This is a genomic window from Micromonospora sp. DT228 (assembly GCF_049841595.1).
In the GTDB taxonomy this organism is placed as follows: Bacteria; Actinomycetota; Actinomycetes; order Mycobacteriales; family Micromonosporaceae; genus Micromonospora.
The window spans coordinates 1-19,155 of the sequence record NZ_JBNCKO010000012.1; the positions used below are offsets into that span (position 1 = coordinate 1).

Annotated in this window: 18 protein-coding genes; 10 read left to right on the plus strand and 8 right to left on the minus strand. The window is 73.7% G+C overall.

Annotated elements, in window-relative coordinates; translation table 11 throughout:
* Positions 1–138 precede the first annotated feature (138 nt).
* Together ACLQ29_RS22875 and ACLQ29_RS22880 are read right to left on the minus strand one after the other, a co-directional pair.
* Complete coding sequence (locus ACLQ29_RS22875) at positions 139–906, minus strand: polyprenol monophosphomannose synthase (protein WP_425773538.1); 768 nt, start codon at positions 904–906, stop codon at positions 139–141.
* A 210-nt stretch (positions 907–1,116) separates the two neighbouring features.
* Entirely contained in the window at positions 1,117–1,563 is a 447-nt protein-coding gene (locus ACLQ29_RS22880; RefSeq protein WP_425773539.1) for an SRPBCC family protein, read from the minus strand.
* Between the two features lie 155 nt (positions 1,564–1,718).
* Between ACLQ29_RS22880 and ACLQ29_RS22885 the strand changes: the two genes are divergently transcribed.
* The 8 genes from ACLQ29_RS22885 to ACLQ29_RS22920 are packed head-to-tail and all read left to right on the plus strand — an operon-like array spanning position 1,719 to position 10,317.
* Positions 1,719–3,410 carry an HAD-IIIA family hydrolase gene (locus tag ACLQ29_RS22885; protein ID WP_425773540.1) on the plus strand — a complete coding sequence of 564 codons (1,692 nt, stop codon included), beginning with the start codon at positions 1,719–1,721 and terminating at the stop codon, positions 3,408–3,410.
* Positions 3,407–4,381, plus strand: a complete 975-nt coding sequence (locus ACLQ29_RS22890) for a glycosyltransferase (RefSeq protein WP_425773541.1) — start codon at positions 3,407–3,409, stop codon at positions 4,379–4,381. The genes ACLQ29_RS22885 and ACLQ29_RS22890 overlap by 4 nt, the downstream gene beginning before the upstream one ends.
* On the plus strand, positions 4,366–5,583 hold the full coding sequence (locus tag ACLQ29_RS22895) for a glycosyltransferase (RefSeq protein ID WP_425773542.1): 1,218 nt from the start codon (positions 4,366–4,368) through the stop codon (positions 5,581–5,583). The genes ACLQ29_RS22890 and ACLQ29_RS22895 overlap by 16 nt, the downstream gene beginning before the upstream one ends.
* On the plus strand, positions 5,580–6,260 hold the full coding sequence (locus ACLQ29_RS22900; RefSeq protein ID WP_425773695.1) for a D-sedoheptulose-7-phosphate isomerase: 681 nt from the start codon (positions 5,580–5,582) through the stop codon (positions 6,258–6,260). Before ACLQ29_RS22895 ends, ACLQ29_RS22900 begins: the two co-directional genes overlap by 4 nt.
* Positions 6,261–6,277: 17 nt before the next feature.
* Positions 6,278–7,702, plus strand: a complete 1,425-nt coding sequence (locus ACLQ29_RS22905) for a PfkB family carbohydrate kinase (protein WP_425773543.1) — start codon at positions 6,278–6,280, stop codon at positions 7,700–7,702.
* Positions 7,699–8,400: an SDR family oxidoreductase gene (locus tag ACLQ29_RS22910; RefSeq protein ID WP_425773544.1), complete on the plus strand. Its 702-nt coding sequence runs from the start codon at positions 7,699–7,701 to the stop codon at positions 8,398–8,400. Before ACLQ29_RS22905 ends, ACLQ29_RS22910 begins: the two co-directional genes overlap by 4 nt.
* Complete coding sequence (locus ACLQ29_RS22915; RefSeq protein ID WP_425773545.1) at positions 8,397–9,350, plus strand: glycosyltransferase family 9 protein; 954 nt, start codon at positions 8,397–8,399, stop codon at positions 9,348–9,350. The genes ACLQ29_RS22910 and ACLQ29_RS22915 overlap by 4 nt, the downstream gene beginning before the upstream one ends.
* Positions 9,334–10,317 (plus strand): DNA topoisomerase IB, encoded by a 984-nt coding sequence (locus tag ACLQ29_RS22920; RefSeq protein ID WP_425773546.1) that lies wholly within the window; start codon positions 9,334–9,336, stop codon positions 10,315–10,317. The genes ACLQ29_RS22915 and ACLQ29_RS22920 overlap by 17 nt, the downstream gene beginning before the upstream one ends.
* 147 nt (positions 10,318–10,464) lie before the next feature.
* On the opposite strand, the gene ACLQ29_RS22925 is transcribed toward ACLQ29_RS22920, so the two are convergent.
* Entirely contained in the window at positions 10,465–11,499 is a 1,035-nt protein-coding gene (locus ACLQ29_RS22925) for a helix-turn-helix domain-containing protein (RefSeq protein WP_425773547.1), read from the minus strand.
* 9 nt (positions 11,500–11,508) lie between these two features.
* Positions 11,509–12,270, minus strand: coding sequence for a TetR/AcrR family transcriptional regulator (locus tag ACLQ29_RS22930; protein ID WP_425773548.1), 762 nt, complete (start codon positions 12,268–12,270; stop codon positions 11,509–11,511).
* An 83-nt stretch (positions 12,271–12,353) separates the two neighbouring features.
* Between ACLQ29_RS22930 and ACLQ29_RS22935 the strand changes: the two genes are divergently transcribed.
* A complete protein-coding gene (locus ACLQ29_RS22935) occupies positions 12,354–13,946 on the plus strand; it encodes an MFS transporter (RefSeq protein WP_425773549.1) in 1,593 nt (530 codons plus the stop codon).
* Here ACLQ29_RS22935 and ACLQ29_RS22940 read toward each other — a convergent pair.
* From ACLQ29_RS22940 to ACLQ29_RS22955, 4 genes are all read right to left on the minus strand, one after another.
* Positions 13,936–14,439: a hypothetical protein gene (locus ACLQ29_RS22940; protein WP_425773550.1), complete on the minus strand. Its 504-nt coding sequence runs from the start codon at positions 14,437–14,439 to the stop codon at positions 13,936–13,938. The genes ACLQ29_RS22935 and ACLQ29_RS22940 overlap by 11 nt on opposite strands.
* Before the next feature lie 88 nt (positions 14,440–14,527).
* Positions 14,528–16,159, minus strand: a complete 1,632-nt coding sequence (locus ACLQ29_RS22945) for a RecQ family ATP-dependent DNA helicase (RefSeq protein ID WP_425773551.1) — start codon at positions 16,157–16,159, stop codon at positions 14,528–14,530.
* Between the two features lie 105 nt (positions 16,160–16,264).
* Complete coding sequence (locus ACLQ29_RS22950) at positions 16,265–17,215, minus strand: TIGR03557 family F420-dependent LLM class oxidoreductase (RefSeq protein WP_425757889.1); 951 nt, start codon at positions 17,213–17,215, stop codon at positions 16,265–16,267.
* Between the two features lie 99 nt (positions 17,216–17,314).
* Positions 17,315–17,440 (minus strand): hypothetical protein, encoded by a 126-nt coding sequence (locus ACLQ29_RS22955; protein WP_255421242.1) that lies wholly within the window; start codon positions 17,438–17,440, stop codon positions 17,315–17,317.
* Positions 17,441–17,656: 216 nt separating this feature from the next.
* Here ACLQ29_RS22955 and ACLQ29_RS22960 point away from each other — a divergent pair, with 216 nt between their 5' ends.
* Positions 17,657–19,147 carry a glycoside hydrolase family 3 protein gene (locus tag ACLQ29_RS22960; RefSeq protein WP_425773552.1) on the plus strand — a complete coding sequence of 497 codons (1,491 nt, stop codon included), beginning with the start codon at positions 17,657–17,659 and terminating at the stop codon, positions 19,145–19,147.
* Positions 19,148–19,155: the final 8 nt, after the last annotated feature.

Consider the following 19,155-nt stretch of genomic DNA (forward strand, 5'->3'; position numbering starts at 1 on the left):
ACGTCACCGCACCTGGACTCGCCACCAGCACCTCCACCACAACCAAGATCAGTTGCACTGAAGCCTAGAAACCACCCGGCGTGTCGCCGCTATAACCTCATGATCAACCGGTCGGGGTGGGGGTGGGTGGGGGTGGGGTTAGCGGGTTATGTTGCGGTGTTTGCTGCGGAGGCGGAACGGCATCAGTGCGCTCTCCACCTTTGTCGCGGTGGTCATCTTGGAAATGCCGTCGCGCCGCTCCTCGAAGCGGATCGGCACCTCCAGAATGGTGTGGCCCAGCTTGGTGGCCAGGTAGTGCATCTCCACCTGGAAGCTGTAGCCGTTGGACTGCACCCGGTGCAGACCGATGTCGCGCAACGCGTCCGCCTGCCAGATCTTGAAACCGGCGGTCAGGTCACGGATGCGTACCCGCAACAGGGTGTGCACGTAGAGGTTCGCCCAGCCGCTGAGGGCCCGGCGGTACAGCGGCCAGTTCTCGTCCAGCTCCCCACCGGGCACGTAGCGGGAACCGATCACCACGCTCGCCTGGGTGGACAGCAGCGCGCCCAGCATCCCCGGCAGCGCCTCCGGCGGGTGCGACAGGTCCGCGTCCATCTGCGCCACGTACTCGGCGCCACCATCGAGCGCCCGAGTCATCCCGTCGACGTACGCCCGGCCGAGGCCCTCCTTGCCGGCCCGGTGCACGACCTCGATCCGGTCCGGATGCTCGATGGCCAGCTTGTCGGCCACGTCGCCGGTGCCGTCGGGGGAGTTGTCGTCGGCGACGAGGATGCGCAGACCGGGCAGTGGCAGGGCGAGCAGGCGCTCCACCAGCGTGGGCAGGTTGCCCGCCTCGTTGTAGGTGGGCACGACGACGGTCAGACGTGCGTCCCGCCACGGCGACGGTAGCGGCACAGGCTCGATCATGCGGACATCCTCGGTTTGCGGACAGGGGCTCCCGGAAAGGGTATCCAGTTGTCACATTCGGGTTGAAGAGGCACCCCTTCCGGGCGTTGCGGACGGCGCTGCCACGCCGGGCGCGCGCATCGATCCCGCTGGTCGCGAACGGTGCGTGCCAGGTGGCCGCGACGACCGGCCAACGCCGTCGACCCGCTGCGGTCACCGCCACCGTCGGCGTCACTGCTGCCCTTTCTGTCGGGTGGCGATGTCGGCGAGCCGGTCCAGCGTCTCCCGGTTGCGTAGGTGCAGCACCAGGTCGTTGACCTTGTTGCGGATCCAGCGCAGCGGACCGGCGGCGAAGTCCTCCCCGAGGCGGACCCGGGTGGCGCCCCCGTCGACGGGTTGCAGCGTGAAGACCACGATCGCCTCGCCGGCCGGCCAGAGGCCCGCCTTCAGCACGAGCCGGTGCGGCGGCTCGCAGACCAGCACCGTCGACGCGTCCTGCAAGGAGAACGGCCACGGCCCGGCCCGGTGGTGCAGTTGGCTGCCCACCCGGGGCCAGGCGTCGTCCACGGTCCGCACGTGTGCCGTGCCCACCACCCAGTCGCTGTACGTCCACCCGTCGGCGAGCACGTCGAACACCTGCTGCGGGGGCGCGTCGATCACTTTCTCCACAATCGCCACTGGGCTTCCATACCCCCGGCCGGGCGCGGGCTAACGACCCGCGGGTTAGCTCCTCCCGGACGGCGGGTAAGGCCGACTCTGGGCACCGCTTGCGGCGCTGGCCCACCCCTGGACCGGCGACGTTTACTCCTTCGGGCGCAGGGAACCCGCCGGCTGTGCGACAGGACCAGGAGGATCCGTATCAGCGCAGGTCAGCCACGGTTTACGCCGCTGCTGACCGCGCCGGTTCCGCCGGGTCCGGGCGCGTCACCGGCGGGAGCGATCGACATGTCCTGTACGACGCGGTGCTGCTGGACCGCGACGGCACCCTGATCGAGGACGTGCCGTACAACGGCGACCCGGAGAAGGTGCGACCGGTGCCGGGGGCGCGGGCGGCGCTGGACCGGTTGCGGGCGGCCGGGCTGCGCCTGGCGGTCGTGACGAACCAGTCGGGCCTGGCCCGGGGCTATTTCAGCGAGGAGCAGATGCGGGCCGTGCACGCCCGCGTCGAGGAGCTGCTGGGCCGGTTCGACGCGTGGCTTGTCTGTCCGCACGACGACGCCGACGGCTGTGGCTGCCGCAAGCCGGCCCCCGGTCTGGTGTACGCCGCCGCCCGGGAGCTGGGCACGACCGCGTCCCGGTGCGTGCTGGTGGGCGACATCGGGCGGGACGTCGCCGCCGCGCTGGCCGCGGGGGCGGCGGGAGTGCTGGTGCCCACCCCGGTGACCCGACCGGAGGAGATCGCCGCCGCCGGCTGGGTGGCCACCGATCTGCCGGCGGCGGTGGACGAGATCCTGCGCCGCCAACAGGCCGTGCGACCCGCGACCCGGCCGGACGACCCGGTGCGGACGGCGTTGGTGGTCCGCTCGGATTCGGCGGGGGACGTGCTGGTGACCGGGCCGGCAATTCGCGCCGTCGCGGCCGGTGCCCAGCGGGTGGTGCTGTTGTGTGGGCCGCGTGGCCGGGCCGCCGCCGACCTGCTGCCCGGCGTCGACGAGATCATCGAGCACCCGCTGCCGTGGATCGACCCCACGCCGGGGCCGGTCGACCCGGAGGCGGTGCGGAGTTTGACCGCGCGGCTGGGCGCGGTCGGTGCCGACCAGGCGGTGGTGTTCACCTCGTTCCACCAGTCCGCGCTGCCGCTGGCGCTGCTGCTGCGGATGGCGGGGATCGGCCTGATCGCGGCGATCAGCGACGACTATCCGGGTTCGCTGCTGGACGTCCGGCACCGGGTGCCGGTGGGCGTCCCCGAACCCGAACGTGCCCTCTCCCTCGCCGCCGCCGCCGGCCACCGGCTGCCCGACGGCGACGACCCCGTGCTCCGACTGCGCCGCGACGTCGTGCCGCCGCGCCCGGCCGATCTCGGCGACCCGGGGTACGTGGTGCTGCACCCCGGGTCGGCCGCGTCCAGCCGGGCCTGCCCGCCGGAGGTGGCGACCCGGATCGTCGGGGCGCTGACCGCGGCCGGGCACCGGGTGCTCGTCACCGGCGGCCCGGACGAGCGGGGGGTCACCGCCCGGGTGGCGGCGGCCGGCGGCACCGACCTGGGTGGCCGGACCGACCTGGCCGGGCTCGCCGGGATCATGGCGGACGCCAGCGCGGTCGTGGTCGGCAACACAGGTCCCGCGCACCTGGCCGCCGCGGCCGGCGTGCCCGTGGTGAGTCTCTTCGCGCCGACCGTCCCGTTCGGCCAGTGGGGGCCCTACCGGGTGCCCACGGTCCGGCTCGGCGACGCCGCCGCACCCTGCCGGGACACCCGCGCGCCACACTGTCCGGTCCCCGGGCACCCCTGCCTGAGCGGCATCGACCCGGACGAGGTGGTCGACGCGCTGCGGACGCTCACCGTCAGCGGTGGTGGCCGGCGATGAACATCCTGCTCTGGCACGTGCACGGTTCCTGGACCACGTCGTTCGTGCACGGCGGCCACCGCTACCTGATCCCCACCACACCCGACCGCGGCCCGTACGGCCTCGGCCGGGCCCGCACCTACCCGTGGCCGGACAGCGCGGTCGAGGTCGCCCCGGAGGATCTGCCGGGCGCCGACGTGGACGTGGTCGTCCTGCAACGGCCGGAGGAGATCGAGCGGGCCGAGGCGTGGCTGCGTCGCCGCCCGGGTCGCGACATCCCGGCCATCTACGTCGAGCACAACACCCCGAAGGGCGACGTGCCGAACACCCGGCACCCGATGGCCGACCGCGACGACCTGCTCATCGCCCACGTCACCGGGTTCAACCAGATCTTCTGGGACACCGGGGCCACCCGCACGACGGTGGTGGACCACGGCATCGTCGCCCCCGCCGTCTCCTACACCGGCGAACTCGACCGGCTCGCCGTGGTGATCAACGAGCCGGTCCGGCGGGGTCGGGTCACCGGCACCGACCTGCTGCCCCGGTTCGCCGAGATCGCGCCGCTCGACGTGTTCGGGATGGGTGTGGCCGGCCTGGCCGACCACCTCGGGCTGCCCGCCGACCGGCTCGTCAGCCACGACGACGTGCCCCAGGACCGGATGCACGCCGAACTGGCCCGGCGGCGCGCGTACCTGCACCTGTGCCGGTGGACCTCGCTCGGGCTCAGCCTCATCGAGGCGATGGCGATCGGCATGCCGGTCGTCGCGCTCGCCACCACCGAGGCGGTGACGGCGGTGCCGCCGGAGGCGGGCGCTCTCGCCACCCGGACCGACACCCTGCTCGACGCCGCCCGCCGGTTCATCGCTGAACCGGCGACCGCGCGCCAGGCCGGCGCGGCGGCGCGTACCGCCGCGCGGGACAGGTACGGCCTCGACCGTTTCCTCGCTGACTGGGACCGGCTGCTGGAGGAGGAAGTATGCGGATCGCGATGATCTCGGAGCACGCCAGCCCGCTCGCCGTCCTCGGAGGGGAGGACGCCGGCGGCCAGAACACGCACGTCGCGGAGCTGTCCGCCGCGCTCGCCGCCGCCGGGCACGAGGTGCGGGTCTACACCCGCCGCGACGCGCTCGACCTGCCGGTGACCGTCCGCAGCCCGGACGGGTACGACGTGGTGCACGTGCCGGCCGGCCCGGCCGAGCCGGTGGCCAAGGACGCCCTGCTGCCGCACATGCGCGAGTTCAGCGCGTGGCTGATCGAGCGCTGGCGGGGCGGGGACTGGGTGCCCGAGGTGATCCACGCGCACTTCTGGATGAGTGGCCTGGCGGCGCTGACCGCCGGCCGGCAGACCGGGGTGCCGGTGGTGCAGACGTACCACGCGTTGGGCACCGTGAAGCGCCGCTACCAGGGCGTACAGGACACCAGCCCGGCCCGTCGGGTCTCCTACGAGCGCGAGTTGGGCCGCTCGGTGGACCGGATCGTCGCGCAGTGCCGCGACGAGGTGGGCGAGCTGGTGCGGATGGGCGTGCCCCGGTCCCGGATGACTGTGGTGCCCTCCGGAGTCAACCTCGCCACGTTCGCCCCGCTCGGGCCGGCCGCCGACCGTGCGCCGGGACGGGCCCGGATCCTCACCGTGGGTCGGCTCGTCGAACGCAAGGGCTTCCAGACCGTGATCCGCGCGATGGCCCTGGTCGGTGACGCCGAGTGCGTGGTGGTCGGCGGCCCGCCCGAGGGGCTGCTGGAGACCGACCCGTACGCCCGGCGGCTGCGGGCCCTGGCGGAGACCTGCGGGGTGGCCGGCCGGGTGCACCTGGTCGGCGCGGTACCCCGGGAGGAGATGGGCCGCTGGTACCGCTCGGCGGACCTGCTTGTCGCCGCACCCTGGTACGAGCCGTTCGGGTTGACCCCGCTGGAGGCGATGGCGTGTGGGGTGCCGGTGGTCGGCACCGCCGTCGGCGGCATCCGGGACACCGTGGTCGACGGGACGACGGGTGACCTGGTGCCGGCCCGGGACCCGCAGGCGTTGGCCAGCGCGATCCAGGGCCTGCTCGACGACCGGATCCGGCGGTTCGCGTACGCCACGGCGGCCCGCGAGCGGGCCCGCGCGCGGTACTCGTGGGCGGCCACCGCCGAGCGGCTGGTCGAGGTCTACAGCGAGGTCGCCGCCGTTCGCCGCCCGGCCCGGGTGGTGGCCTGATGCCGGCCGGCAGCCTGCTCGACACCCACCTGACGAACCTCGCCGCGGCGCTGGCGCCGTACCGGCGGTGTGAGTCGCAGTTGGCCCGCTGGGGCGCCGACCTGGCCCACCGGCTGACCGCCGGGGGTCGCCTGTTGGTGGCCGGCAACGGCGGCAGCGCCGCCGAGGCCCAGCATCTCACCGCCGAGCTGGTCGGCAAGCTCCACCACGACCGGCAGCCGCTGTCGGCGATCGCGCTGCACGCCGAGACGAGCGCGCTCACCGCCATCGCGAACGACTACGGCTACACCGACGTGTACGCCCGTCAGGTGCGCGCGCACGGCCGCCCTGGCGACGTCCTGCTGCTGCTGAGCACCAGTGGCAGCAGCCCCAATCTGGTCCGCGCCGCGCAGGCCGCCCGCGAGGCCGGCCTGACCACCTGGGCCCTCACCGGCGTCGCCCCGAATCCCCTCGCCGACGCCTGCGACGAGGTGCTGGCCGTCGCGTCGCCGGACACCCAGGTCGTGCAGGAGTTGCACCTCGTGACCAGTCACCTGCTCTGTGAGTACCTCGAACAGGAGCTGGCGGCGGTCGCCGATCCGGTGGTCGTCCCTCCCGCGTCGGGGGAGCCGGCACCGGTGCGTACCGGGGTCGAAGTGGTGCTCGACGGTGGGTCCGGACAGCAGGTCGACGCGTGAGCGATGGGGAGGCAAGCGTGAGGGGACCGGTGGTGGTGCTCGGCGACACCCTGCTCGACCGGGACGTGGAAGGGGTGGTGAACCGGCTGTGCCCGGACTCCCCGGTGCCGGTCCTGGACGAGACCGCCGCCAGCGACCGACCGGGTGGCGCCGGTCTGGCGGCGGTGTTCGCCGCCGCGCAGGGCGCCGAGGTGGTGCTGGTGACCGCGCTCGCCGACGACGCCGGCGGGGCCCGGCTGAGCGCGCTGCTCGCCGCGGCCGGCGTGCGGGTGTATCCGCTGGCCCTGTCCGGTGCGACACCGGAGAAGATCCGGCTGCGGGCCCGGGGTCGGGTGCTGCTGCGCCACGACCGAGGCGGCACGTCCGGGGAGCCGGGGCAGCCCTCCGACGAGGTGCTCCGGGTGATCGGCGCGGCGTCCGCGGTGCTGGTCAGCGACTACGGCCGGGGGGTGGCCCGGCAGCCGGCGCTGCGCCAGGCGTTGGCCGCCACCCGCGCGCCGGTGGTGTGGGACCCGCACCCGCGCGGCCCGGCGGCCGTCCCCGGCGTGCATCTGGCCACTCCGAACGAGTCGGAGATGCGCGAGCTGGTCCCCGCCCTGCCCGGCGCCTCCCGGCTGGCCGCCGCGTCGCGTGGCGCACAGGGGCTACGGCGACGCTGGCGCGCCGGCGCGGTCGCGGTGACGCTCGGCGGTGACGGCGCGCTGCTCTGCCACGCCGGGTCGACGCCGCTTGTGGTGCCGACCCCGGGCAGCGCCGAGGGCGACACGTGCGGGGCCGGCGACCGGTTCGCGGCCGCCGCCAGCCTCGCGTTGGCCGAGGGCGCGCTGGTCTCCGAGGCGGTGCAGGCGGCGGTCGCCGAGGCGTCCGCGTACGTGGCCGGTGGGGGAGTGGCGGCGGCGCTGCCACCGCCGGTGCGTCAGACGCCGACGAGCGTCGCCGGTCCGGGCGGCGACCGGGTGGGCGTCGCGGCGGTCGCCACGCTCCTCGGTGAGGTACGGGCCGCGGGCGGCACGGTGGTGGCCACCGGCGGTTGCTTCGACCTGCTGCACGCCGGGCACGTGGCCACCCTCCAGGCGGCCCGGCAGCTCGGTGACTGCCTGATCGTGTGCGTGAACTCGGACGCCAGCGTGGCCGGGTTGAAGGGGCCGGACCGACCGGTGATGTCCGAGGGTGACCGCAGTCGGCTGCTGGCCGCCCTGAGCTGCGTCGACGCGGTTCTCATCTTCGACGAGCCGACCCCGGACGCGGCGTTGTCCTGGGTCCGACCGGACATCTGGGTCAAGGGTGGCGACTACGCCACCGGCGGTGGCGACGCCGCCGCCACCCTGCCGGAGGCGGAGGTCCTGCGCCGGTGGGGTGGTAACACGGTGGTGGTGCCCTATCTCGACGGTCGTTCCACCACCGATCTGATCGTTCGCTCCAGCGGGGAGCGCACCCGATGACCGGCACGCGGCCCGGCGCCGGGCCCACAGTCCTGGTCACCGGCGGCGCGAGCGGGCTCGGCGCGGCGGTGGTCGCCGCGGTGGCCGCCTCCGGCGGCCGGCCCATCGTGCTGGACCGGCAGCCGCCGGCCGACGGGGTGTCCTGGACCGAGTGCGACCTGGCCGACACCCGGGCCGCCGAGGTGGCCACCCAGCACCTCGCCGAGCAGGCCGGCGGCCTGGACGCGGTGGTCACCGCCGCCGGCACGGACGTGCCGGGTCGACTCGCCGACGTGCCCGGGGAGACCTGGGACCGGATCATCGCCGTGGATCTGCTCGCCACCGCGGCGGTGATCCGGGCCGCCCTGCCGTTCCTGCTCACGTCGCGGGGCCGCATCGTCACTGTCGCCTCCACGCTCGGTGTCAAGGCGGTCAGCGACGCCACCGCCTACTGCGCGGCGAAGTTCGGCGTGGTGGGCTTCACCCGCGCCCTCGCCGCCGAGCTCGCCGGGCAGGTAGGCGTCACGCTGCTCATCCCGGGCGGGATGCGTACGTCGTTCTTCGACGAGCGCGACCCGCAGTACAGGCCGGGGCCCGACGCGATCCTCAACGATCCCGCCGACACGGCCGCCGCGATCATGTTCGCGCTCAACCAGCCGCCCGGCTGCGCGGTGCGGGAACTGGTGGTCTGCGCCGAGCAGGAGACCTCGTACCCGTGATCCTCGTGCTGCGGGCGCTCGGCGTCGGCGACCTGCTCACCGCGGTGCCCGCGCTGCGGGCGCTGCGGGCCGCGTACCCCGGTGGGGAGTTGGCGCTCGCCGCGCCCGCCTGGCTGGCCCCGCTTGTCGACCTGGTCGGCGGCGTCGACCGGCTGGTCGACACCGCCGGGCTGGATCGGCCGCTGCGGCCCGGGTCGGCGGTGTCGGTGGCGGTCAACCTGCACGGCCGCGGCCCGCGGTCGCACCTGGTGCTGGCGGCCACCCGGCCGGGCCGGCTGCTGGCCTTCGCCAACGCCGAGGCCGGCTTTGTCGACGGCCCGCGGTGGTCCGTCGACGAGCACGAGGTGGACAGGTGGTGCCGGCTGCTGTCCTGGTACGACATCGCGGCCGACGGCGCCGATCTCGGCCTGCGTCGGCCCGGGTCGGCCGGGCTGCCCACCGGCGTCACCGTGCTGCATCCCGGCAGCAAGGTCCCCGCGAAGCGGTGGCCGGCCGAGCGGTTCGCCGCGCTGGCCCGGACGCTCACCGACCAGGGGCACCGGGTCCTGCTCACCGGCTCGGCCGACGAACGGGCGCTGGCGACCCGGGTGGCCGACGCGGCCGGCCTGTCGTCCGACGCCGTGCTGGCCGGCCGGACCGACCTCGGAGGGCTCGCCGCGGTGGTGGCCAACGCCCGGTTGGTGGTCAGCGGGGACACCGGGGTGGCTCACCTGGCCACCGGGTTCGGCACCGCGTCGGTAGTCCTCTTCGGGCCGGTGTCGCCTGCGCTCTGGGGGCCGCCGGTGGACCGGCCCCGGCACCGGGTGCTGTGGGCCGGCGAGGGCGATTGGCCGGGGTGGGACGGGGAAGGAAGCCACCCGACGATGGTGGCTCTGCGCCTCGACGAGGTGCTGGCCGCCGTGGCTGAGGTGGACAAGGTGGTGCGGGTCTCCGGTGCGGTTGCGGCGTAGCGACCCGGGTCGACCGGGGTACGGGCGGCGTCGGCGCGGTCGGGGCTGGCTCTTCGTCGACCCGACCGGTGCGCCGGTCCGGGATCCGGAGGCGCTGGCCCGGCTGCGGGAGCTGGTCATCCCTCCGGCCTGGCAGAACGTGTGGATCGCGCCGCACGCGAACGGCCACATCCAGGCGATCGGGATCGACGCGGCCGGGCGCAAGCAGTACGTCTACCACCCGCTGTGGCGGGAGCAGCAGGACGAGGCGAAGTTCGACCGCATGCTGGAGGTGGCCCGGCGGCTGCCGGTGCTGCGCGAGCGGGTGGGCCGTGACCTGGACGGCCGTGGGCTGGGCCGGGACCGGGTGCTGGCCACGGTGGCCCGACTGTTGGACATGGGCATGTTCCGGGTCGGCAGCGACCAGTACGCGGCCGGCGACGACCCGACGTACGGGGTGTCCACGTTGCGCCCCGAGCACGCCCGGTCCCGGCGCGGCTGCGTGGTCCTGGTGTTTCCGGCGAAGGGTGGGATCGAACAGGTCCGCCGGATCGAGGACCCGGAGCTGTGCCAGGTGTTGGCCAATCTGCGCCGTCGTCGGCGACGAGCGGATCGGCTGTTCGGCTACTGGGACGGCCGGGAGTGGCGCGACGTGCGCAGCGACGAGGTCAACGGCTACCTGCGGGACGCCAGCGGCGGGGAGATGACCGCCAAGGACTTCCGCACCTGGCACGCCACGGTGCTCGCCGCCACCGAGTTGGCCACCGCCGACCCGGGCCGCTCGGTGACGGCCCGGCGCAAGGCGGTGGTCGCCGTGATGCGCGAGGTGGCCGAGCTGCTGGGCAACACCCCGACGGTGGCTCGGGCGTCGTACGTGGACCCGCGGGTGGTCGACCTGTACCACGACGGGGTGGTGGCGTCGGTGGACCCGGGGGCGCCCCGCGAGGAGGCCGAGCGGGTGGTCCTGGAGTTGCTGGAGAAAGCCTGACCGGCCCCGTCGGCGATTCTGGGGGGATGCGCGCGACGGGGCCGGAGCCTCGGCACCACACCGGGCGGCCGCCCGCCGCTCGCGCGGCGGGCGCCTCGCCACGGCCCCCGTTGGCGGCCCACCTGGCGTTGGCCGGCCGCGTTGGTGTCAGTCTGCCGGCAGCGAGTTGACCGTGGATGCCTGGCGGTTGAGGATGCGCGCCAAATCCGAGCCACCGTCGCGGTGTTCCTGTGGGGTGATGCCGTACGTGGCCCGGAACGCCCGGCTGAAGTGGGCTTTGTCGGGAAACCCCCACCGCGCCGCGACGGCCTGCACGGGCAGACTGCGCAGCGCCGGGTCGGTCAGGTCGCGCCGACACCGGGCCAGCCGCAGATCCCGGATGTACGACGCCACAGTGGTGTCCTCGGCCTCGAACAACCGGTGCAGGGACCGCACCGAGATGTGGTGGGCGTCGGCGACGACCTGTGGGCCGAGCGTCACGTCGCCGAGGTGGCGGTGGATGTACGACTGCACCTGGGTGAGCAGCGCCCGGCGGCGGACCTCGGTGGGAACGGCGTCCTCGGCGACGAGGTGCCGGCCGAGCATCGTGGTGGCCAGGTCGAGCCCCACCGTGCCGAGCCGGCTGGCGTCGGCGGCGTGGTACTGCTCGGGGTGCCCGGTCACCTGGAGCAGAAACTGCGCCAGCAGCGCCCCGATGCCCTCGCTGCCGGACATCCGGCCGCCGTAGAGGGCGGCCATCCGCTGTGGTGGCAGCGGCAGCGCGGTGTGCGGGATCATCGTGATGATCGAGGTGGCCTGGTCCCGCTCCGGCTCGGTCGCGTGGTGGCGCACGTCGTGCGGCCGGGACGCGTCGTAGAAGGTGAACTCGCCGGCCAGGATCTCGCTGCGGCGCCCGTCCTGGCTGGACGCGCCGACGCCCCCGGTGGTGAGGGCGAGGATGTACAGCTCCGGGTCGGACCGCTGGACCAGCTTCCGGGTCCGGGTGGCGTCCAGGGACGGGTACTCGTACTGCACCAGCTCGATCGAACCGAGCGCGATGAAGTTGGCGCGAGCGGCGAAGTCGCCGCTGTGCGCGGACCGGATGCGCAGCGGTGCCGAGGTGCGCGCCACCAGGTCCAGCCACATGCCGAACCGTTCGCCCGGTGGCAGGACGGTGGTGTCGATGGTGTCTCTCGGTAGCATCGGATTCTCTCAGCCCGCTCGACGTTGGATCAGCGCCTCGACGCCGTCGAGGATCCGATCCAGGCCGAAGGTGAACTCGTCGTCGGGATCGTCGTCCTGGTCGAGCACGCCGGCGGCCAGCACCCGGTGCAGGGCCGGGAAGCGGGCCGGGTCGATGAGCCGGGCCACCAGTCGACCGTACGCCGGCATCATCTCGCTCGGTTCGACGCCTGTCGCCCGGCTGCCCTCGGCGACCTGCGAGGTGAGGGTGGCCTCGTTGCGGACGTACCCGGTGAGCAACAGGAGCACCGACATCTTCTCGCTCTCGGCGAGCGTCAAGCCGTCCAGGCAGCGCAGCCCGTCCTCCATCCAGCCGAGCTGCTGGGGGGTGATCGGCGGGCCGGTGATGGGCACGTGCAGCAGCCAGGACCGTTGCCGCAGCACGTCGTGTTCGGCCCAGGCCCAGCGGGTCAGCCCGGCGCGCCAGTCGATGCCCGGTGGGGGTGGGCCGGGCGAGGGGCCGTACCCGACGTCGACCATGAGCATCAGCAGCTCGTCCTTCGAGCCGACGTACCGGTAGAGGGCCATGGTGGCGGCGCCCAGCTCCTTGGCCACCCGGCTCATCGAGACGGCGGTCAGCCCGTCGGCGTCGGCCACCCGGACGGCGGCGTCCACGATGGCGGGCACGCTCATGCCCGGCCGCGGGCCCTTGGGTGGACGGTCCCGCAGCCCCCACGCGTTCTCGATGGCCGGTGGGAGCACCGGCTCGTTGTCGTCTGTCGTCGCCGCCACGTTTTCCTCCTTGCCCGGCCATCCTAGTTCTGCGTATGGTCTACGCATAACAGCGTACGCCATACGCAGAGAGGAAATCGATCATGACGAGGACGACCACCACACCGGCACCACGGGCGGGCCGACGCGAGTGGATCGGGTTCACGGTGTTGATGTTGCCGCTGCTGCTGGTCTCGATGGACGTGTCGGTGCTCTACTTCGCCGTCCCGTTCATCAGCGCGGAGTTGCGCCCGACCGCCACCCAGCAGCTCTGGATCTTCGACATCTACGGCTTCGTGCTGGCCGGACTGCTCATCACCATGGGCGCCCTCGGTGACCGGATCGGCCGACGCCGGCTCCTGCTCATCGGCGCCACCGCGTTCGGAGCGGCGTCGCTGCTGGCCGCGTACGCCGACAGCACCGCGACGCTGATCGCCGCGCGCGCCGTGCTCGGCGTCGGTGGGGCCACCCTGATGCCCTCCACGCTCGCCCTGGTGCGCAACATGTTCCCCGACGCCAAGCAGCGCGGCACCGCCATCGGCATCTGGACCGCCACCCTCACCGGCGGCATCGCGATCGGCCCGGTGCTCAGCGGCATCCTGCTGGAGCACTTCTGGTGGGGCTCGATCTTCCTGATCAACATCCCGGCGATGCTGATGCTGCTCCTGCTCGTCCCGCTCCTGGTGCCCGAGTTCCGTCACCCGAGCACCGGGCGGTTCGACCTGATCAGCGCGGCCCTGTCGCTCGGCGCGCTGCTGCCGGTGATCTACGGCGTCAAGGAGATGGCCCGCGACGGCGTCACCGCGCCGCGGGTGCTCGTCATCGTGGCCGGCCTGCTGGTGGGCGCGCTGTTCCTGCACCGGCAGCGGACCCGGGCGTACCCGATGGTCGATCTCGCGTTGTTCCGCCGTCGCGGCTTCGCCGGATCGCTCGCGGTCAACCTGTTGGCGATGTTCGCCATCGTCGGCTTCGCCATCTTCACCACCCAGCACCTCCAACTGGTGCTCGGCCTGAGCCCGCTGCGGGCGGCACTGTGGAGCCTGGTGCCGTCCCTCGCCGTGGGTGGGGTCGCGCCGGCCGCCGCCGCGCTCGCCCAGCGCGTCGAGCGCGCGTACCTGATCGGCGCGGGGTTCGCGATCGCCGTGCTCGGTTTCGTGCTGCTGACCCGGGTCACCCCGGACTCGGCGCTGTGGGTGCTGCTCGTCGGCGCGAGCGTCTACGCGGGCGGCCTGGTGATGGTGATGTCACTCGTCACCGAGCTGGTCCTCGGCGCGGCGCCGCCCGATCAGGCGGGTGTCGCGTCGGCGCTCACCGAGTCCAGCAGTGAACTGGGCGGCGCGCTGGGCATGGCGATCCTCGGCAGCGTGGGTGCCGCGGTCTACCGGCGTGAGGTCCTGGACGGGTTGCCCGCCGGGCTGCCGGCGGACGCCCGCGACGCGGCGCGGGAGACGTTGGGAGGTGCGGTGGCGGTGGCCGAGGGGCTCCCCGCCGACCTGCGCGACGTGGTGTTGCACGCGGCCCGGTTCGCGTTCACCGACGGGATGCACCTGGCCGCGATCGCCGCGATGGTGGCGATGGTGGCGGGCGCGGTCGCCGCCCTGGTCACGCTGCGCGGCGTCCAGCCGGCCGACCCCACGGCGCTCGCCGCCGAGCCGGCCGGTCCGGCCGATGCCTCGTTGTCGCCGGTCAGTCGGTGAGCACGTGCGCGAGCCGGTCGCGGAAGCGCCGCTCGGAATCGCTTACCGACTCGCCGCCGATGCCCAGCAGTCCACCGCTGGAGGCGGCGCCCACCACCTGCTCGGCGATCTTCACGAGCCAGTGCTTGTACGCGCCGGCCTCACCCTCGTCGACCCGCGCGGCCAGCAACGCGCCGGCCTCGCCGGCCCGCAGCAGCACGTCGTCGATGTACGCCGCGGGGTCGGCGGGCGCGATGACCGGCAACTCCTCGCCGGTGTCCGGGTCACCGACCCGGGTGACGATCTCGCCGGCCACGGCGACGACCAGCGGGCTGGCCGACTCCCGGCCGGCGGCGATGGTCTCCAGCCCGGCCGCGTTCTCCGCCATGGTCCGGCGGGTGCCGTCGGACTCGGCGGCGCTCGCCGCGGTCAGCACCGACTGCGGCAGGCCGACCAGCAACCCCCACTCCCCGTCGGAGAAACCGAACCCGGTGTACGCCGGCTGCTCGATCACGGCAACGCCCCTTCCGCCCTGCTCTGCTTGGTCAATCGGTGCTCTGCTTTGTCGATCCACCGGGCCCGAAACCGGCGCCCGGGTCAGGTTAGTCCAGGGTCAGCAGGCCCTGTTCGGACACCACGCGCACCGACAACGTCTTGTACCCGACCTCATCGAAGAGGACCGTCATCTTGTCCTCCTCGTAGGAGAGCACCATGCCGGTTCCCCACTCCGGGTGACGCACGTGGCTGTGCACCGGGAACGGCCCGACCGCGCCCTGGTCGGCGACGCTGGTGCCGGCGTGGCAGTTGTCGCAGTGCCCGCAGACCTCGGTCATCTGCTCACCGAAGTAGGCCAGCAGGGTCTGCATCCGACAGGCGTTCGTCTCGGCGAAGGCCCGCATCATGTCGGTGCGGGAGCGGGTCACCGTCTGCTGGCGCTCCGCCTCGGCCAGCGCCGCCGCGGCGGCCTCGGTCGGGGCGGGGGAGTAGCGCGGGGCGCCGATGCGCTGCCGGGCCCGCGGCTCGGCAGCGCCGATCTGCTCCAGCAGGGAGAGATACTGGCCCAGCTTGCGCGGCCCGAGGCCGGTGGTCTCGCGCAGCTCGGTCTTGGTGGCCGGCTTGCGGCGCAGCAGCGCGGCCAGGTCCCGCAGCTCGTCCGCGTCCGGCAGGCCGCCGCTGAAGAAGCGTTGCAGGCCGACGTCCTCGGCCCGCCAGAGCAGCAGCACCCGGGCCGGTTGCCCGTCGCGGCCGGCCCGGCCGATCTCCTGGAAGTAGCTGTCCGGCGAGTCGGGCAGTGCCATGTGCACCACCCAGGCGATGTTCGGCTTGTCGATGCCCATGCCGAACGCCGAGGTCGCCACCATGATGGGGACCTGGTCGGCGAGGAACGCCTCGTGCAGGTCGGCGCGCGCGCCGGCCGGCATCCCACCGTGGTAGAACTGCGCCGGGAAGCCGGCGTCGGTCAGCCGGGTGGCCAACTCCTCGGCCGCGCGGCGGGTCGGCACGTAGATGATCCCCGGCCGTCCCTCGTCGCGCAGCAGGGTCATGAGCCGCCGCCACCGGTAGTCCTGGGCGGGGCAGTGCGCCACCTCGATGAACAGGTTGGGCCGGTCCAGCCCGGAGACCACCACCTCCGGGTCGCGTAGCCGCAGCCGGGCGATGATGTCGTCGCGTACCGGCGGGGACGCGGTGGCGGTCAGCGCGACCACCGGCGGCCGGCCGATGCCGTCGATCAGGTGCCCGAGCGCGAGGTAGTCGGGCCGGAAGTCGTGCCCCCAGGCCGAGATGCAGTGCGCCTCGTCGATCGCCACGAGCGCCGGTTTCAGCGCGGCGACCTCCGCCATCCGCTCCGGGTTGCTGAGCTGCTCAGGTGTGATGAACAGGAACTCCGCCCGGCCCTCGCGGACCTCGGTGATCGCCTGGGCCTGTTGGTTGGGCGACTCGTTCGAGCTGATCCGCACCGCCCGCAGCTCCGGGCGCTGCCGCTCGTTGAGCGAGGCGATCTGGTCCTGCTGGAGGGCCAGCAGCGGGGAGATCACCACGGTCGGGCCGGGGATCAGGCTGGCCGGGATCTGATAGATGGCCGACTTGCCGGCGCCGGTGGGCAACACCACCAGAGCGTCACGTCGCTTCATCACCGCGCGCATGGCGGCCAGTTGGTTGGGCCGCAGCGCCTTCCAGCCGAAAAGGCTGCGGGCCGCGCGGCGCAACGTCATCGAATGCGTGGACAGTTTCATCGAGGGCCGGAGGTACCCGAGCCCATGACCGCCGAAACACATTCGGGCGATCATGGGCAGGGCGTCGGCCATGTCCCCGGGCAGCCGGCTCGGCTGATTCCGGGCTCAGCGCAGCCGGGGCAGCACCTCGCGCTGGTAGAGGTCGAACAGGCCCTGGTAGTGCGGGCCGGTGTTGGCGACGTAGACCTCGTCGAAGCCGGCCTTGGCGTACTTGTCGATCATCTCCAGGTGCGCGTCGACGCCGTTGCCGCAGACGAACGCCTCCTTGACCATGTCCGGCGTGACCAGCTCGGCGGCCTGCTCGAAGTGCCGCGGCGAGGGCAGCACCTGGGACAGCTCACCGGGCACCCCGGCGTTGGGCCAGCGCTCGTACGCGATGCGGACGCCCTCGTCCTCGCTGTCGGCGTACGCCGCCTTGAAGCCGGCCTGGCACGGCTTGTCGCCACCGCCGTTCTCGCGGAAGCGCCGGACCATGTCGCCGTCGGGCATGGTGCTGACATAGCCGTCGCCGATCCGGGCGGCCAGGTCGATGGCCTTCGGGCCGAAGCCGGAGACGTAGATCGACGGTGGGGTGTCGGGCAGCGTGTAGATCCGCGCGTTCTCCACTGTGTAGTGCGTGCCGCGGTGGCTGACGAAGCCGCCGCCCCACAGCTCCCGTAGCACCCCGACGGCCTCCTCCAGCATCTCCAGTCGGACGTCGGCCGACGGCCAGGCGTCGCCGAAGATGTGCTCGTTGAGGGCCTCGCCGGTGCCGACGCCGAGCACGAAGCGCCCGCCGTGCAGCACCGCGCTCGTCGCCGCCGCCTGGGCGATCACGGCCGGGTGGATCCGTACCGTCGGGCAGGTCACGGCGGTCGTCACAGGTAGTGAGCAGACCTGGCTGAGCGCGCCGATCATCGACCAGACGAACGGGCTCTGACCCTGTGCGTCCACCCAGGGGTGGTAGTGGTCGGAGATCCACAGCGCCTCGAAGCCGGCCCGTTCGGCGCCGCGCGCCTGCTCCAGCAGTTCGGCCGGCGTGAACTCCTCACTGGACAGAAAATACCCGATCTTCATGGTTTCCCCTTCGGCACGCGGACCTGCTGATGGGGAATGCCGTACCCCGGTCGCGGTCGGCCACACACGCTGCGACGGGCCGGGATCGGTGCCTGGCGCTCAGCGTCGGCCGAACATCGCCCGGATCGCGGCGAGCAGCAGCAGGGCGCCGACCACCAGGCCGAGCAGGCGTACGCCGGGGATGTCGGCCGGGCTCGTCGCGTCGGCCAGCAGGGCGGGGTCCATCCCCGCACTCTCCCGAAGAGCGGGCCGCCAGGCAACTGTAAGGTTTATTGACTATTGAATCGCCCGGTGTGACCATGTCATGACCGCCTGCCGGTGGCGGTGCGCCGAGGGCGCGGGATAGATGGGGTACGGGGGCCGCATGAGCGAGCGCAACCAGTGGGTCGACGGGGGCGCACCGACGCCGGTGATCGACGTCGAGCGCCAGGAGGCGGTGGCGTGACCACACCCGCCGGGCACCTCCCGGCCCTCGCCGCCGCGGTCCTCCAACCCGGGTTCGTCGGCACCACCCCGCCACCCTGGGTGTGCCGCTGGCTCGGCGAGGGCCTCGGCTCGGTGGTGCTCTTCGCCCGCAACGTCGTCGACCCCGAGCAGGTGGCGGCACTCACCGCGACGCTGCGCGCCGAACGTCCGGACGTCATCGTGGCGATCGACGAGGAGGCCGGCGACGTCACCCGACTCGAGTCGGCCCACGGCAGCTCCCGGCCCGGCAACTTCGCCCTCGGGGTGGTCGACGACCCCGAGCTGACCGCGGCGGTCGCCCGGGACCTCGGCGTCGAGCTGGCCGCGGCGGGGGTCACCCTCAACTACGCCCCGGACGCCGACGTCAACTCCAACCCCGCCAACCCGGTGATCGGTGTCCGCTCGTTCGGCGCCGACCCGGCGTTGGTCGCGCGGCACACCGCCGCCTGGGTTCGCGGGCTCCAGGCCGGCGGCGTGGCGGCCTGCGCCAAGCACTTCCCCGGGCACGGCGACACCCGCGTCGACTCCCACCACGACCTGCCCCGGATCACCGCCGACCGGACCCGGCTGGACACCTGCGAGCTGGTCCCGTTCCGGGCCGCCGTCGCGGCCGGGGTGCAGGCGGTGATGACCGGCCACCTGCTGGTGCCGGCGCTCGACCCGCGGCTGCCGGCCACGCTGAGCCAGCGCATCCTGGGTGGGCTGCTCCGCGACGAGATGGGCTTCTCCGGGGTGGTGGTCACCGACGCGGTGGAGATGCGCGCGGTCGCCGACCGGTACGGCTTCGCCGGGGCGACCGTCCGCGCCCTCGCCGCCGGGGCCGACGCGATCTGCGTCGGCGGCGAACGGGCCGACGAGCAGGCGGCCCTCGAACTGCGCGACGCCATCGTGGCGGCCGTCGTCTCCGGTGCGCTGCCCGAGGAGCGCCTCGCCGAGGCGGCCAAGCGCGTCGGCCAACTCGCCGCCTGGACGACGGCCGCGCGTACCACCGGTCCGGCCGGAGCACGAGGCGCCGCCGACGTCGGGCTCGTCGCCGCCCGTCGGGCCGTCCGGGTCACCGCCACCGGGACCGCGCCGGACGCGCTGCCGTTGACCCGCGCGGCGCACGTCGTCGAGTTCGAGCCGCTGCGCAACATCGCCATCGGCGCGGAGACCCCGTGGGGCATCGGCGCGCCGCTGGGCGAGCTGTTGCCCGGCACCAGCACGGTCCGCTACGCCGAACCCGACGTGCCGGCCGACCCGTGCGCCGGAGCGGAGGCCCGCCCCCTGGTCCTGGTGGTCCGGGATCTGCACCGGCACGACTGGATGCGCGCCGCCGTGCGACGGGCTCTCGCGACCCGGCCGGACGCGGTCGTGGTCGAGCTGGGCGTGCCCGAGGTGGTCACCGGTGCGGTGCACCTGGCCACCCACGGCGCGACCCGGGCCAGTGGTCGGGCCGCCGCCGAGGTGCTGACCGGGGCCCGCTGAGCCGAGCG